Source organism: Rhizobium sp. ZK1 (genome assembly GCF_047782645.1).
Lineage (GTDB): Bacteria > Pseudomonadota > Alphaproteobacteria > Rhizobiales > Rhizobiaceae > Rhizobium.
In genome coordinates this window covers 2552994-2565214 of record NZ_CP180586.1, presented here as the reverse complement: position 1 = coordinate 2565214, position 12221 = coordinate 2552994, and the positions used below count along the sequence as shown (strand labels likewise).

Below are 12221 nucleotides of genomic sequence, written 5' to 3'. Positions count from 1 at the left end.
GAAGGGGATTCCACCCTTCAGGCCGTCGAGCGAGGAGGACATAGCATTGCACGACCATGACCACGACGATCACCATGATCATCACCACGACAACCACTATTCCGACATGCGGGCGCGCGTGAAAGCGCTGGAGACGCTGCTGACGGAGAAAGGGCTCATCGATCCGGCGGCAATCGACGCGATTGTCGAGACTTATGAGACGAAGGTCGGGCCGCGGAATGGCGCGCGTGTCGTTGCTAAAGCCTGGAGCGATCCCGACTTTGCCGAATGGCTGAAGCGGGACGCGACGGGGGCCATTGCGAGCCTCGGCTATACTGGCCGGCAGGGCGAGCATATGCGTGCCGTCTTCAATACGGTTGACACGCACAATCTCGTCGTCTGTACGCTCTGCTCGTGCTACCCGTGGTCGGTGCTCGGCCTGCCGCCGGTCTGGTACAAGGCGCCGGCCTATCGCTCGCGTGCCGTCATCGATCCGCGCGGGGTGCTGGCAGAATTCGGGGTGACGCTGCCTGAGAGCAAGAAGGTCCGCGTCTGGGATTCGACGGCGGAACTGCGCTACCTCGTCATTCCCGAGCGGCCGGAGGGCACCGAGGGTCTGGACGAGGAGGCGCTTGCCGATCTCGTCAGCCGCGATGCGATGATCGGAACGGCGATAGCTGGCAGGCCGGAGGTCACCCCATGAACGGCCCACACGATCTCGGCGGGCAGATGGGCTTCGGGCCGGTCTCGCCCGAAGTGAACGAGCCCTATTTCCATGCCGAATGGGAGAAGCGGGCGCTTGGTATCACATTGTCCTGCGGCGCCTTCGGCGCCTGGACGATCGACGAGAGCCGGCATGCGCGCGAGAGCATTCCGCCGGCCGACTATCTTGCGGCGAGCTACTACGAGGTCTGGATCCGCGGCATCGACATGCTGCTGGAACGCCACGGTTTTGCGAGCCGCGAGGAGCTGCTGTCCGGCCACAAACTGCAGGATGGCGCGGTTCCGAAACGGGTGCTGAAGGCCGATATGGTGGCCGGCGTGCTCGCCAAGGGGGCGCCATGCGACCGGCCGGTGGAGAGTGCGCCGCTCTTCGTCGTCGGCGAGCGAGTGAAGACGAAGAATTTCAATCCCACGACCCATACGCGGCTGCCGCGTTACGCGCGCGCCAAGATGGGTGTCGTCGAGGCGGTGCAGGGCTCTTTCGTCTTTCCCGATGACAATGCCCATGGCAAGGGCGAGAACCCGCAATGGCTCTATACCGTGGTCTTCGACGGAGCCGAGATCTGGGGCGAGGGTGCCGATCCGTCGCTGACGGTGTCAGTCGATGCATGGGAGAGCTATCTTGAGCACGTGTGAGGTGCCGTCCGAACTGGCGCAATTGCCCGGCCTGCCGAAGTCACCGCAGGGTGATCCTGTCTTTCCCGAGCCCTGGGCGGCCGAAGCTTTCGCCATGACCGTGCATTTGCATTCGAAGGGGCTTTTTGCCTGGAGCGAATGGGCCGAAACCCTGTCGAAGGAATTGCACAAGCCTGGACGGGCGGACGATGGCAGCGATTATTTCGACTGCTGGGTGGCGGCACTTTCCGATCTGCTCGTCAGCCACGGCGTGGCGGATGCCGCCGTGATCCTCGACCTGCAGAAGAGCTGGCAGCGCGCGGCAGAGGCGACACCGCATGGCAAGCCGATCGAACTTGCCAACGATCCGCTAGGCCAAGCAGCTACTGCCGTTCATTCGTCCGGATCGCACCTGAGATGATGTCGAACAGGTGATCCGCGCGCGGCACGAGCGGAGGCTGTTCGGCGAGCCACGCCAGCGCACTTATCAAAGCGAACAGGTCGTTGCCGTCCATGTCCATTCGCGCCGCGCCTTTCGTCTGGGCGCGTCGAAGAAGCTGTGCACCGGCTGTGCGCAGCATCACACATGACGTGTGAAGCGCGGAATTCTCGTCAGCGATTGCGGAAACCATCGAGGCAATAGCGCCGCTGTAATTGTGGGTTATCGCGGTCGCCTCGCGCAGCCACGTCACGAGTGCATTGCCGGGATCGTCCGATTGTTCGAGTTCGCTCGCCCGTCGCGCCAAATCCTCGAAACTGGTGCGCAGCAAGGCTTCAAGCAGTGCTTCCCGGGTCGGGAAGTGACGGTGCAAGGTTCCGTCTCCTACTTCCGCTTTGCGCGCAATGTCGCGCAGCGATGCATTCGCACCATCCCCCGTCAGCATCTCACGGGCGACCGCGAGAATGTGATCATAGTTCTTTTTTGCGTCGGCTCTCATATCACCTCTTGACAAGCGGGGCAGCGCTCCATTTATAAACGGGGCAGTGCTCCGTTTGTAGCGGGGCAGTGCTCCAAATTGGTAGCATATGTATTTTGATGGAGAAAGTAATGTCGAGCGAAACGATGAAAGCAATCCGGATCCACGAGTTCGGCGGTCCCGACGTGCTGCGTTACGAGGATGCGCCGAAGCCTGAACTGAAACCGGGGGAGGTGCTCGTTCGCGTTCACGCCATAGGGATCAATCCTCCCGACTGGTATCTGCGCGATGGTTACAGGGCGCTTCCTCCGGAATGGCGGCCGCAGGTGCCATTCCCGATCATCCTGGGCACGGATGTGTCTGGTGTCGTCGAGGCGGTTGCCGATGATGTCCGCGAATTCTCCGTCGGCGACGAAGTCTATTCCATGGTCCGCTTTTTCAGCGTCGCAGAGAGCAGGGCCTATGCGGAATATGTCAGCGTGCCGGTCTCGGAACTCGCATTGAAGCCTGCTGGCATCGATCACGTACATGCCGCTGGAGCGCCGATGTCGCTGTTGACGGCGTGGCAATTCATGATCGAGCTCGGACATGATGAACCGAACCCACTTCAATCGAGCAGGCACGAGCCGGTGCCGCTCAAGGGCAAGACGGTTCTCGTCAACGGCGCCGCCGGCGGCGTAGGACACTTTGCGGTGCAGCTCGCGAAGCTGAAGGGATCGCATGTTATTGCCGTGGCATCAGGCAAGCATGAGTCATTACTCAGGGAACTCGGTGCCGATGAATTCATCGATTACACCAGGACGCCGCCCGAAGAGACCGCGCGTGACATCGATCTTGTCGTCGATGCGGTCGGTGGTTCGACAACAGGTCGTTTCCTGCGCGTATTGAAGCGTGGCGGGGCGTTGTTCCCGGTATATCCCCTCGGCTTTGCCGATGTCACGGAGGCCGGCAAGCGCGGTGTCACGGTTTCGGCGACCCAGGTCCGTTCCAGCGGAGCTCAACTGGCGGAAGTCGGACGCCTGCTCAATGACGGGACGATCCGTGTCGTCATCGACAGCGCCTATCCGCTTGCGGATGCGCGCAAGGCGCATGAGCGGGCCGCCAGGGGGCATATCCAGGGCAAGATCGTCCTGACGGTCGATGTGTGAAGAGGAGGCTCGGCAATCATGCTTGTCATCATGGGTTACATCGACCTCGATCCGGCAGATGTCGACGCGTTCGTTTCCGACATCAGGGCAATCAGCAGCAGCACGAAGGCCGAAAAAGGGTGCCTGTTTTACAACATAGCCCCGGATGACGGGCCGGCCGGACGTTTCGTGGTCGCTCAGCGCTGGCAGGATCGGCAAGCGCTGGCCGCCCATATCGAGAAAAGGGAGACGCTGGCGTTCCTGACGGCCTGGAAGGACAAGATGAAAAGTGATCTCCACGAATATGAGGTTTTGAGCGGACGGCCGCTTATCGGCTGAACGCAGGCTGGCCTGCCTCGCAGTTCCCGCCATAGAGTGTTTCCGTTTTTCTTCGAAACACGAAGCCGGGCTATCTCTTTGTTCGACGCAATTCCGGATGCAAGACCGTTGTTCGCTTTGCTGGAATTGCTCTAGGACGGGAACTGCCGATAACATTCCTCCGCCACCTTGCGCAGCATGTCGCGGGAGATTTCGCCTGTTACCGCATAGCCGAGTTCGCCGTCGATCCAGTAGAAGGTCTCGATGTCCTTGGCGGAGGCGAAGCGGAAGCTCGTCGTCCTGTTTTCCTTGTTGCGGCCGACGATGACGGTCAGGCGTTCGCCTGCCTGATCCTCATACATGAACATGGCGCCCGGCCTTCCATCGACCGGCAGCAGGCGGCCGCCAACGAGGTGGAAGTCGAGAGATTTGAGATCCGGTACCTTGAGGTCGGGGATCGCCAGCCGTTTGCCGAGCCAGGTCGCCAGATGCGCCTCCTCATTGGCGAAGACCTCGACCGGGTGGCGCACTTCGCTGGCATAGACGAGGAAGGCGGTTTCGGCCTGTTTCGGCAGGGTTTCGGATTCGGCCAGTTGCAGCGGTGGACGCTCGAAGAGCGGCGGGACGAAACGATCGCTGACGGCGCCGAGCACAAAGAGCGCGACGGCGGCAGCCGCGAGTGCGGAGCGCATTTTCCAGGGAGAGGCCGGCTCTGTCGGTGTCACCAGCTGGAGATCGGTGTCGCGGCTCTTCTCATAGCCTGCAAACAGGCTTTTGATGTCGGTATTCTGCGTCCGCCAGCCGGCCACCATGGCGGCGTCCTCGGGGTTTTCGGCGAGATAGGCTTCCACGCGGGGGCGAGCGGCCTCCGGCAATTGCCCATCGGCGTAGGCGTGCAGGTCCGCTTCGGTCACGGTGGTGTTGGTCTCGTTCATTTCGGTCTCCGAAGCGTAATCACGTTGTCGGCTTTCATATGTTCGCCCATGCGCTGGCGTGCGCGCGACAGGCGCGACATGACGGTGCCGATCGGGATGTCCAGCATGGTTGCCACTTCATGATAGCTGTAACCCTCGATGACGACGAGCATCAGCACGGCGCGGTATTCTTCCGACAGGCTGGCGAGGGCCTGTTCCAGCCGCAGACGCTCCAGCGGATCGGCCTGGTTATCGGGATTGGCCATTTCCTCGGCAGCATCGAGCTCGACCAGCCGGTCGCGGGGGCTCGCCCGGCGGGTGTTGCGGTAGAGGTTGGTCATCGTCGTCAGAACCCAGCCGCGCAGATTGATTCCGCGCCACTGGCCGCGCCGGGCCAGAACCTTTTCCACGCAATCCTGAAGCAGATCCTCGCCTTCGGCATCCGAGCGGGTGAGGCTGCGGGAATAGCGCCGGAGCGAGGGAAGGAGGGCCAGGATCTGGCCCTCGAACGTATCGGGTAGGGGCGTCTTCACACTTGCCTCATCAGGGCTTTGCGAGGTCCCAGACACCGCCGACGCCGTCGCCGGTGATATCGCCGGACTTCATGTCCTTCGCCCAATAATAGAGCGGCATGCCGTCCTTGGCCCACTGCTTCTTTCCATCCTTGCGTTCGACGAGCGAGTATGCACCATCGGCCTTGGCGTCGGAAGCGGCGAGGAAAGGCGGCCAGTTGGTGGCGCACTTGTCGTAGCAGTTCGAGACGCCCTTTTCGTCCTTCTTGTAGGTGTAGAGCGTCATGCCCTTTTCGCCTGCAAGAACCTTACCCTTGGCCGATTCGACGGTGGTGACGGCGGGGGCGGCGAAGGCTGCGGTGGCGGTGGCAGCGACGAGCGCCAGCACGGACAGGAATTTCACGGACTTCATGGTCTCTCTCCTCGGGTTAGGCACGCATTCTTGCGATACCGGACATGAGACACGGCAGGCTGCCGATTTATTCCCGCTTCTTTTTCCCGATCCTCAGATCCCGCATGTGGTCGCGGCGGAGTGGTTTCGATGACGCTTCGAAGGCTAGGCAGGGTCTCGGAATATGCTAGTGTCGACCCGCCTGCGTGACTGGCGAGACAGATGGGGAACCATCGGGAAGCGCAGGTTGCCGATGCCGCTCGCCTGGGCATAGAAGTAACCTAAGTAGCCGTGTGCCATGCCCATGCAGATAAAGACCCCCCGCCTTATCGAAGCCCTTTCGCAACTTGATCAGCTTACCAACTGGGAACAGCGCCCGCGCGGCGAAATGCGCGTCGGACTGGAGCCGATCATTGATCTCTCCGCCCGTCTCGGCAATCCGCACCACGCCTTCCGCTCGATCCACGTGGCGGGCACCAAGGGCAAGAGCTCGACCTCGGCACTGCTCGAAGCTGGCCTGCGCCATGCCGACATTTCCGTCGGGCGTTATGCTTCGCCGCATGTGGAGCATATTTCCGAGCGTGTCAGCATCAACAGCCGGCCGGTCGAGGAGGCCGTGCTGGCCGAGGCGCTCTTCCTGGCTCTCGATGCCTTGCGCGCCGCAAGGACGGAAGGGACAGCGGCAGAGGCTGCGACATGGTTCGATATGCTGACGGCGGCCGGCTTCCTGATCTTTCGGGATGCGGGCGTAAAATGGGCCGTGGTCGAGACGGGTCTCGGCGGGAGGCTGGATTCCACCAATATCGTAGCGAGCGACGTTTCCATCATCACCAATATCGGCCTCGAACATACGGAGATATTGGGCAAGACGCGCGCCGCCATCGCCTTCGAAAAGGCCGGCATCATCAAGCCTCATTCGACGGTCGTGACACCGCTTGATGCCGACGATAAGGCGGGCGCGGTCATTGCCAAGCGCGCTGCCGAAATCGAAGCGCGGCTTATCCGGCCGGATTTTTCCGGGCTGAAGACGATTGCAGAGCGCAATGTCGCGGTTGCTGACGCCGCACTCGACATACTGGGCGAACTTGGCGTGGAGGCGAAGGACGGCCGGACGGTCGGCGGATGGCTGATCGACAAGGCGGCCGAGCAGGAATCGCAATTGCCGGGGCGGCTGGAGCGCTTCGTCGTGACCGTTGCGGAGAGGCGCGTTGCCGTCGCGCTCGACGGGGCGCATGTGCCCTTCAATCTCGAAGCTGTGCTCGACGATCTCTCCGGCATGGAGGGGTTTGCCGGACCGGGTATCGCAGTCGTTGCGATTGCGGCGGATAAGGATGCCGCCGGGCTCCTCGAAGTGATGAGCCGTTACGGTGTCTCGCCGATCTTCACCTCGGTTTCGGATCGTTTCCGTTCGCCTGCCGAACTGCGAGAGCTTGCCGATAAGATCGGTCTTTCCAGCGACGTGATCGAGGATCCGCAGAAGGCTTATGAAAAGGCGCGTGAGCAGGCTGCCGCCACCGGCGCCTGGGTGATCCTCACGGGGTCGCTTTATCTCGTTGGGGTTCTACGCGAGCGGATCATTCGGGAAGCCGCGAAAGGCTAGCGGCGCGAAATAGGGCCGATTGCGATCATCCTCGGTCGGCTTGCGATCCTGAAATTTCAGTCTCACGGAAGAGTGAAGCCTTCGTGCATTCTATTTCTATTGTACGCAATCAAATTGTGCATTATTGATCTTGGCATTGGCACTCGAAAGGAACACAACATGCGTAATTTTCTGAAGATTGTACTGGTTGCCGGTGCGGTAGCCGCGATGGCTTCTCCTTCGTTTTCGGCAGATGCGAAGCCGACGGTGGTTCTGGTGCATGGCGCTTTCGCTGATGCGTCGAGCTGGAACGGCGTCATCGAAAAGCTCGAAAAGGATGGCTACCCGGTGGTCGCTGCTGCCAATCCGCTTCGCGGGGTCAAGTCTGATGGCGATTATATCAGGCGCGTCGTTGCGGGCGTCAAAACCCCTGTTGTGCTCGTCGGCCATTCCTATGGCGGCTCGGTGATAACAGAGGCTGCATCTTCGGCAACAAACGTCAAATCGCTGGTCTACGTGGCCGCATTCGCACCCGATAGTGGGGAAACGGCTGCGGCACTGTCGGGCAAATTTCCCGGCGGCACTCTGGCATCCGCGCTTGCCGAGCCCGTTGCGCTCGATGGCGGCGTCAAGGATCTCTATATCGATCAGGCCAAGTTCCATGATCAGTTCGCCGCCGATGTGCCGGAAGACGAGGCCAAGTTGATGGCGGCAACTCAGCGCCCGATCACCGATGCGGCGTTGAACGAGGCAACCGACAAGGCAGCCTGGAAGACGATCCCGGCCTATTTCGTCTATGGCGATGCAGATAAGAACATTCCGGCAAAGGCTCTGCAGTGGATGGCCGACCGCGCGCATTCGAAGGACACGGTCGTGGTATCGGGCGCATCCCATGTCGTGATGGTCTCGCATCCCGACAAGGTCGCAAAGCTGATCGAAGAGGCGGCTGCGAGCAAGTAAGCGATGATGCTGCTCACTGGAGCCAGCGCGAATAAAGCGTGCCGGAGATTTTCGCTCCGGCACGTCTGCGTTTGACGTGAATTTCTGCCTTGCCTATGCGATGCGAATCCTGCCAAGTCGCTGCCATGCAATTCGCCCCTCAACAGGATGAAGCCCTGAAGGCCGTTTCGAACTGGCTGAAGGAGGGCAGGTCGCCGCTCTTCCGTCTGTTCGGTTATGCCGGAACGGGCAAGACGACGCTTGCCAAGCATTTTGCCGAGCATGTTGATGGCGATGTTCTGTTTGCCGCCTTCACCGGCAAGGCCGCACAGGTGCTGCGCTCGCGCGGCGCATCGAATGCCAAGACTATCCATTCGCTGATCTACCGGCCGCGCGGCGAGGAAGAGGTGGAAGACGAGGAAACCGGCAAGACCTCGATTGCGCCGATGTTTTCCATCAACCGCCAGAGCCCGGTCGCCAAGGCAGCGCTGATCATCGTCGACGAGTGCTCGATGGTGGATGAGGCGCTCGGCAAGGACCTGATGAGCTTCGGCACACCGATCCTCGTGCTCGGCGATCCCGGCCAGCTGCCGCCGGTGTCGGGCGGCGGCTATTTCACAAATCAGGAGCCGGATTACCTGCTGACGGATATTCACCGGCAGGCACGCGACAACCCGATCATCAAGCTTGCCATGCAGGTGCGTGAGGGCAACGAGATCATGTATGGCGACTACGGCACGGCGCAGGTGATCTCGAAGAACGAGGTGACGCAGCCGCTGGTCATGGATGCCGATCAGGTGCTCGTCGGCACCAACAAGACGCGGCGACGCTATAACCAGCGCTTGCGTGAACTCAAAGGGTTTACGACCGAACATCCGCAGACCGGCGACAAGCTTGTCTGCCTGCGCAACGACCCGGCCAAGGGCCTGCTCAACGGCTCGCTCTGGCAGGTCATGACCTCGTCCAAGGAAACGACGAAGCCCGGCATCAACCTGCTGGTCCGCCCTGAAGACGACGACATGGATCGGGGGGCTGCGAAGATCAAGCTCCTGAAGCAGGCCTTCGAGAATGTGGAAGGCGAGATTCCCTGGAACACGCGCAAGCGCTATGACGAGTTCGATTACGGCTATGCGCTGACGGTGCACAAGGCGCAGGGTTCGCAGTGGAACAATGTCGTGCTGTTCGACGAAAGCTGGGCCTTCCGTGACACGCGCGAGCGCTGGCTTTATACGGCGATCACACGCGCGGCAGAGACGCTGACGATCGTCCGCTAAGGTCTGGCGTTCGTTGGAGATTGGCGTTCACTGCCATGCAGATGCGGTGGCGGCCGCAGCCGGTGTGGGGAGAATCAAGCCTGCACGATGCCGAGGAGAACCGCCTTGGCGATCGCCTGAAAGCGGTTGTTGGCTTGGAATTTCATGATGATGTCGGCTTCCAGCGCGCGCGTTTCCTCATGTCTGAGGTCGAGGGCGCGGGCGATGCGCTGCGTCGAATATCCCTCGGCCATCAGCTCCAGGCATTGGCGCTCCTGATCGGTCAGGCTTGCCGGATCCCTATTGTCGTTGATCGGCGGCAGGTCGAGGCTGCTGTCGTAATCGAGAAGGTCGCTCACCTGTTGCAGCTGCCGATGCAAAGTCGACATCTCAGCCGTCAACTCGCGCTTGCGCTGGGAGAGCGCCTCGTGGAAGATCGACTCAGCCTCTTCCTGCGAGGCCGCGCCGCGCAGAACGTCCATCAATTCCTGGATGACGGCGATCGGCATGCCGGTTTCGCGGCAGACGGTGATGACCGCCATGCGCATGATGTCATCCTGATCGTAAACGCGCATCAGGCCGATGCGGTTTGCGGAAATCAGGCCCTTTTCCTCATAGAAATGCAATGTCCTGTGCGTGACGCCGAAAGCGTTCGCCATGTCGGCGATAGGCACTGGACCGTGTGGGATATCCGGCGGCAAAGCGGCCGAAGGCAGGAACCGGTATTTCGACCGGGCCTCCGAAGCGATACCGGCGGCAGCAAACATACGTTTGGAACCGTCTGGCATGAACCCTCCTGGGGCAGCTAGTTGCACCTCATGCGGTTTGCCAGTTGCTTCCGGAGCGCAGCGAGTGGGGTTTCCTCAAGCGTTCTTATCGTTGGAAGAAGCAGGACTCGGCGTACTTACTCGTTACGCAGCGCCCACATTATGCGCGGACGTTCTTTTTTAGAAGTGCTAAAAATAACCGTTTTTAAATGGGATAGCAATGTCATGGCACTCAATCCACCTCTTGCTTCGGATGTGTGGTACGATGTCACCACACGGTTTACTGCCGCCGACGAATGGTCTTTCAAGGGAACGGGAATTACTGTTTCCGGTACGGGGTGTGACGTTAGCAGCTGCGGGGGCATCGCCATCACCAGCAGGCATGAATGCATGCGCGAATCTCATTGGCGTTGACGGGCCGCTTAGCTTAAAAGCAGGCCAGTTTTTCAAGCGCTGATGGATCTCGCCATGCCCGCCAAACTTTCCGTGAACCTCAATGCCATCGCCATGCTGCGCAACCGGCGCGATCTGCCCTGGCCAAGCGTGGAAGGGCTCGGGCGCATCGCGCTTGCCGCCGGCGCCTCGGGGCTGACCGTGCACCCGCGGCCGGACCAGCGGCATATCCGCTTTTCCGACCTTCCGGTCATTCGCAACCTGATCGACGACGAATTTCCGGAAGCCGAATTCAATATAGAGGGTTATCCGACCGAGGAGTTCCTGGCGCTTTGTGCTGGTGCTGCGCCGGAGCAGGTGACGCTGGTGCCTGACGATCCCTCACAGGCGACCTCCGACCATGGCTGGGATTTCCGCAAGCATCAGGCGTTTCTCACCGATGTCGTGGCGCGGCTGAAAAAGATGGGATGTCGCGTTTCGCTGTTCGCCGACGGCGATGGCGACGCTGAGGCGGTGAAGGCCGCGAAGGCGACGGGGGCCGACCGAATCGAACTTTACACCGGTCCGTATGGCGGCTGCTACGATGCGCCGGAGCGGGCGGGGCCGATTCTCGAGGGGCTTGGCAAGACGGCGGATGCGGCGATTGCGCTCGGCCTTGCCGTCAATGGCGGCCATGATTTGACGGTGGCAAACCTGCCGGCGCTGGTGAAGCGCATTCCCGATCTCGCCGAAGTCTCGATCGGCCACGGGCTGACGGCCGACGCACTCGAATATGGCATGGCGGAGACGGTGCGCCGCTTCTGCCGGGCTTGCGGCCAGAAAATCTGAATGAAGAGGCCCGCCCTCGGTGGATGCGAGGGCGGGATTTTACACCGGCTCAGGCGGTGAGCGCGGCCTTGTTGGCGATGAAGTAGTCCTTCAGCGACTGCGGTTCTTTGCCCGTCAGCTTGGTGAAGTCGTCGGTGACGATGTCGAACTTGCCGGCGCGGATATTGGCGTCGGCGGAGACCAGCATGTCGGCAACGAAGCCCGGCAGGCCGGCGCCGCGGATGCCCTGGCCGAGCTGTTCGTCGGTGACACTGACGACATCCAGCGGCTTGCCGGTGGCTTCGGTGACGATGGCGGCGATTTCCTTTGAGGTCAGCGACTGCTTGCCGGTCAGCGTGTAGATGCCGGTGGTACCGGCGGCGAGGACCGAAGCGATGGCGAGTGCGCAGTCGTCACGCGAGATGGTCGAGATCTTGCCGTCGCCCGCCGAGGTGAACCATTTTCCGGTCTGCAGATTGTGCGGCATGCCGTGCAGATAGTTGTCGTGATACCAGGCGTCCCGGACGATCGCGTAGGGGATGCCGCTTTCCTTGATGGCGTTTTCGGTGCCGAGATGATCGGGCGCGAAGGTGACAAGCGAATTATCAGGGGCCGGCATGGAGGTGTAGGTGATGTGCTTCACCTTTGCCTTCGCAGCAGCAGCGACGGCGGCTTTGTGCTGGGTCAGGCGCTTGCCGGGTGTGTCGAGCGCATCCGTGCTGATGATCAGCAGGCGGTCGACACCGGCGAAAGCGGCTTCGAGGCCGGCTGCGTCATCGAAATCCGCCTTGCGGATGACAACACCCTTGGCAGCGAGACCAGCGAGCTTTTCCGGGTTGCGGGTCGCGGCAATGATACTAGCCGGGGCGACCTTGTAGCTTTCGATCAGGTGATGGACGACAAGCTGGCCGAGTTGGCCCGCAGCGCCGGTGACGAGAATGGTTCCGCTCATAGTATCCTCTAGTGGTTGACAGCTGGTCTCAAAAA

The 12221-nt window shown here is 61.2% G+C and carries 15 protein-coding genes and 1 riboswitch; of the genes, 9 read left to right on the top strand and 6 right to left on the bottom strand.

The annotated features are described in order from the left end of the window. Nucleotides 1–46: 46 nt before the first annotated feature. Genes nthA through ACK9YZ_RS13315 form a run of 3 tightly spaced genes read left to right on the top strand, consistent with a single transcriptional unit; the run spans nucleotide 47 to nucleotide 1738 of the window. Nucleotides 47–682, top strand: coding sequence for a nitrile hydratase subunit alpha (nthA, locus tag ACK9YZ_RS13325; RefSeq protein ID WP_416064146.1), 636 nt, complete (start codon nucleotides 47–49; stop codon nucleotides 680–682). Beyond that, nucleotides 679–1338 (top strand): nitrile hydratase subunit beta, encoded by a 660-nt coding sequence (gene nthB / locus ACK9YZ_RS13320; RefSeq protein WP_216755145.1) that lies wholly within the window; start codon nucleotides 679–681, stop codon nucleotides 1336–1338. The genes nthA and nthB overlap by 4 nt, the downstream gene beginning before the upstream one ends. Then, nucleotides 1325–1738: a nitrile hydratase accessory protein gene (locus ACK9YZ_RS13315; protein WP_416064145.1), complete on the top strand. Its 414-nt coding sequence runs from the start codon at nucleotides 1325–1327 to the stop codon at nucleotides 1736–1738. The genes nthB and ACK9YZ_RS13315 overlap by 14 nt, the downstream gene beginning before the upstream one ends. On the opposite strand, the gene ACK9YZ_RS13310 is transcribed toward ACK9YZ_RS13315, so the two are convergent. Continuing rightward, nucleotides 1701–2255: a TetR/AcrR family transcriptional regulator gene (locus ACK9YZ_RS13310; protein ID WP_416064144.1), complete on the bottom strand. Its 555-nt coding sequence runs from the start codon at nucleotides 2253–2255 to the stop codon at nucleotides 1701–1703. The two genes, ACK9YZ_RS13315 and ACK9YZ_RS13310, sit on opposite strands and share 38 nt — an antisense overlap. Before the next feature lie 110 nt (nucleotides 2256–2365). Between ACK9YZ_RS13310 and ACK9YZ_RS13305 the strand changes: the two genes are divergently transcribed. Further along, nucleotides 2366–3382 carry an NADP-dependent oxidoreductase gene (locus tag ACK9YZ_RS13305; RefSeq protein ID WP_416064143.1) on the top strand — a complete coding sequence of 339 codons (1017 nt, stop codon included), beginning with the start codon at nucleotides 2366–2368 and terminating at the stop codon, nucleotides 3380–3382. Between the two features lie 18 nt (nucleotides 3383–3400). Beyond that, nucleotides 3401–3700, top strand: coding sequence for a putative quinol monooxygenase (locus ACK9YZ_RS13300; protein WP_416064142.1), 300 nt, complete (start codon nucleotides 3401–3403; stop codon nucleotides 3698–3700). Nucleotides 3701–3831: 131 nt separating this feature from the next. On the opposite strand, the gene ACK9YZ_RS13295 is transcribed toward ACK9YZ_RS13300, so the two are convergent. From ACK9YZ_RS13295 to ACK9YZ_RS13285, 3 genes are read right to left on the bottom strand one after another with little or no spacing between them, the layout of a single operon-like run. After that, nucleotides 3832–4614 carry an anti-sigma factor family protein gene (locus tag ACK9YZ_RS13295; RefSeq protein WP_416064141.1) on the bottom strand — a complete coding sequence of 261 codons (783 nt, stop codon included), beginning with the start codon at nucleotides 4612–4614 and terminating at the stop codon, nucleotides 3832–3834. Then, the gene (locus ACK9YZ_RS13290; RefSeq protein WP_216755138.1) at nucleotides 4611–5126 is read right to left on the bottom strand and encodes an RNA polymerase sigma factor; all 516 of its coding nucleotides are present in this window, start codon (nucleotides 5124–5126) and stop codon (nucleotides 4611–4613) included. Before ACK9YZ_RS13290 ends, ACK9YZ_RS13295 begins: the two co-directional genes overlap by 4 nt. A gap of 10 nt (nucleotides 5127–5136) precedes the next feature. Then, nucleotides 5137–5517, bottom strand: coding sequence for a hypothetical protein (locus tag ACK9YZ_RS13285; protein WP_416064140.1), 381 nt, complete (start codon nucleotides 5515–5517; stop codon nucleotides 5137–5139). 175 nt (nucleotides 5518–5692) lie between these two features. Then, nucleotides 5693–5773: riboswitch (ZMP/ZTP riboswitch) on the top strand. 21 nt (nucleotides 5774–5794) lie between these two features. On the opposite strand from ACK9YZ_RS13285, the gene ACK9YZ_RS13280 reads away from it, so the two are divergent. The 3 genes from ACK9YZ_RS13280 (at nucleotide 5795) to ACK9YZ_RS13270 (ending at nucleotide 9288) form a co-directional block, all read left to right on the top strand. Then, nucleotides 5795–7096 carry a bifunctional folylpolyglutamate synthase/dihydrofolate synthase gene (locus ACK9YZ_RS13280; protein WP_416064139.1) on the top strand — a complete coding sequence of 434 codons (1302 nt, stop codon included), beginning with the start codon at nucleotides 5795–5797 and terminating at the stop codon, nucleotides 7094–7096. Nucleotides 7097–7255: 159 nt separating this feature from the next. Beyond that, nucleotides 7256–8035 carry an alpha/beta fold hydrolase gene (locus tag ACK9YZ_RS13275; RefSeq protein ID WP_416064138.1) on the top strand — a complete coding sequence of 260 codons (780 nt, stop codon included), beginning with the start codon at nucleotides 7256–7258 and terminating at the stop codon, nucleotides 8033–8035. A gap of 125 nt (nucleotides 8036–8160) precedes the next feature. After that, nucleotides 8161–9288, top strand: coding sequence for an ATP-dependent DNA helicase (locus tag ACK9YZ_RS13270; protein WP_183736035.1), 1128 nt, complete (start codon nucleotides 8161–8163; stop codon nucleotides 9286–9288). A 74-nt stretch (nucleotides 9289–9362) separates the two neighbouring features. Here ACK9YZ_RS13270 and ACK9YZ_RS13265 read toward each other — a convergent pair whose 3' ends face one another. Further along, the gene (locus tag ACK9YZ_RS13265) at nucleotides 9363–10055 is read right to left on the bottom strand and encodes a MerR family transcriptional regulator (RefSeq protein WP_216755133.1); all 693 of its coding nucleotides are present in this window, start codon (nucleotides 10053–10055) and stop codon (nucleotides 9363–9365) included. 447 nt (nucleotides 10056–10502) lie between these two features. Here ACK9YZ_RS13265 and ACK9YZ_RS13260 point away from each other — a divergent pair, with 447 nt between their 5' ends. Then, a complete protein-coding gene (locus ACK9YZ_RS13260) occupies nucleotides 10503–11255 on the top strand; it encodes a pyridoxine 5'-phosphate synthase (RefSeq protein WP_416064137.1) in 753 nt (250 codons plus the stop codon). A 49-nt stretch (nucleotides 11256–11304) separates the two neighbouring features. Here ACK9YZ_RS13260 and ACK9YZ_RS13255 read toward each other — a convergent pair whose 3' ends face one another. Further along, entirely contained in the window at nucleotides 11305–12186 is an 882-nt protein-coding gene (locus ACK9YZ_RS13255; RefSeq protein WP_416064136.1) for an SDR family oxidoreductase, read from the bottom strand. Between the last annotated feature and the right edge of the window lie 35 nt (nucleotides 12187–12221).

Excerpts from the sequence above, each read along its gene's own strand:
- ACK9YZ_RS13275 (WP_416064138.1), top strand. The coding sequence starts at position 7,256 with ATGCGTAATTTTCTGAAGATTGTACTGGTTGCCGGTGCGGTAGCCGCG.
- ACK9YZ_RS13285 (WP_416064140.1), bottom strand. The coding sequence starts at position 5,517 with ATGAAGTCCGTGAAATTCCTGTCCGTGCTGGCGCTCGTCGCTGCCACC.
- ACK9YZ_RS13280 (WP_416064139.1), top strand. The coding sequence starts at position 5,795 with ATGCCCATGCAGATAAAGACCCCCCGCCTTATCGAAGCCCTTTCGCAA.
- ACK9YZ_RS13295 (WP_416064141.1), bottom strand. The coding sequence starts at position 4,614 with ATGAACGAGACCAACACCACCGTGACCGAAGCGGACCTGCACGCCTAC.
- ACK9YZ_RS13310 (WP_416064144.1), bottom strand. The coding sequence starts at position 2,255 with ATGAGAGCCGACGCAAAAAAGAACTATGATCACATTCTCGCGGTCGCC.
- ACK9YZ_RS13265 (WP_216755133.1), bottom strand. The coding sequence starts at position 10,055 with ATGCCAGACGGTTCCAAACGTATGTTTGCTGCCGCCGGTATCGCTTCG.
- ACK9YZ_RS13300 (WP_416064142.1), top strand. The coding sequence starts at position 3,401 with ATGCTTGTCATCATGGGTTACATCGACCTCGATCCGGCAGATGTCGAC.
- nthB (WP_216755145.1), top strand. The coding sequence starts at position 679 with ATGAACGGCCCACACGATCTCGGCGGGCAGATGGGCTTCGGGCCGGTC.
- ACK9YZ_RS13260 (WP_416064137.1), top strand. The coding sequence starts at position 10,503 with ATGCCCGCCAAACTTTCCGTGAACCTCAATGCCATCGCCATGCTGCGC.
- ACK9YZ_RS13270 (WP_183736035.1), top strand. The coding sequence starts at position 8,161 with ATGCAATTCGCCCCTCAACAGGATGAAGCCCTGAAGGCCGTTTCGAAC.
- ACK9YZ_RS13305 (WP_416064143.1), top strand. The coding sequence starts at position 2,366 with ATGTCGAGCGAAACGATGAAAGCAATCCGGATCCACGAGTTCGGCGGT.
- ACK9YZ_RS13255 (WP_416064136.1), bottom strand. The coding sequence starts at position 12,186 with ATGAGCGGAACCATTCTCGTCACCGGCGCTGCGGGCCAACTCGGCCAG.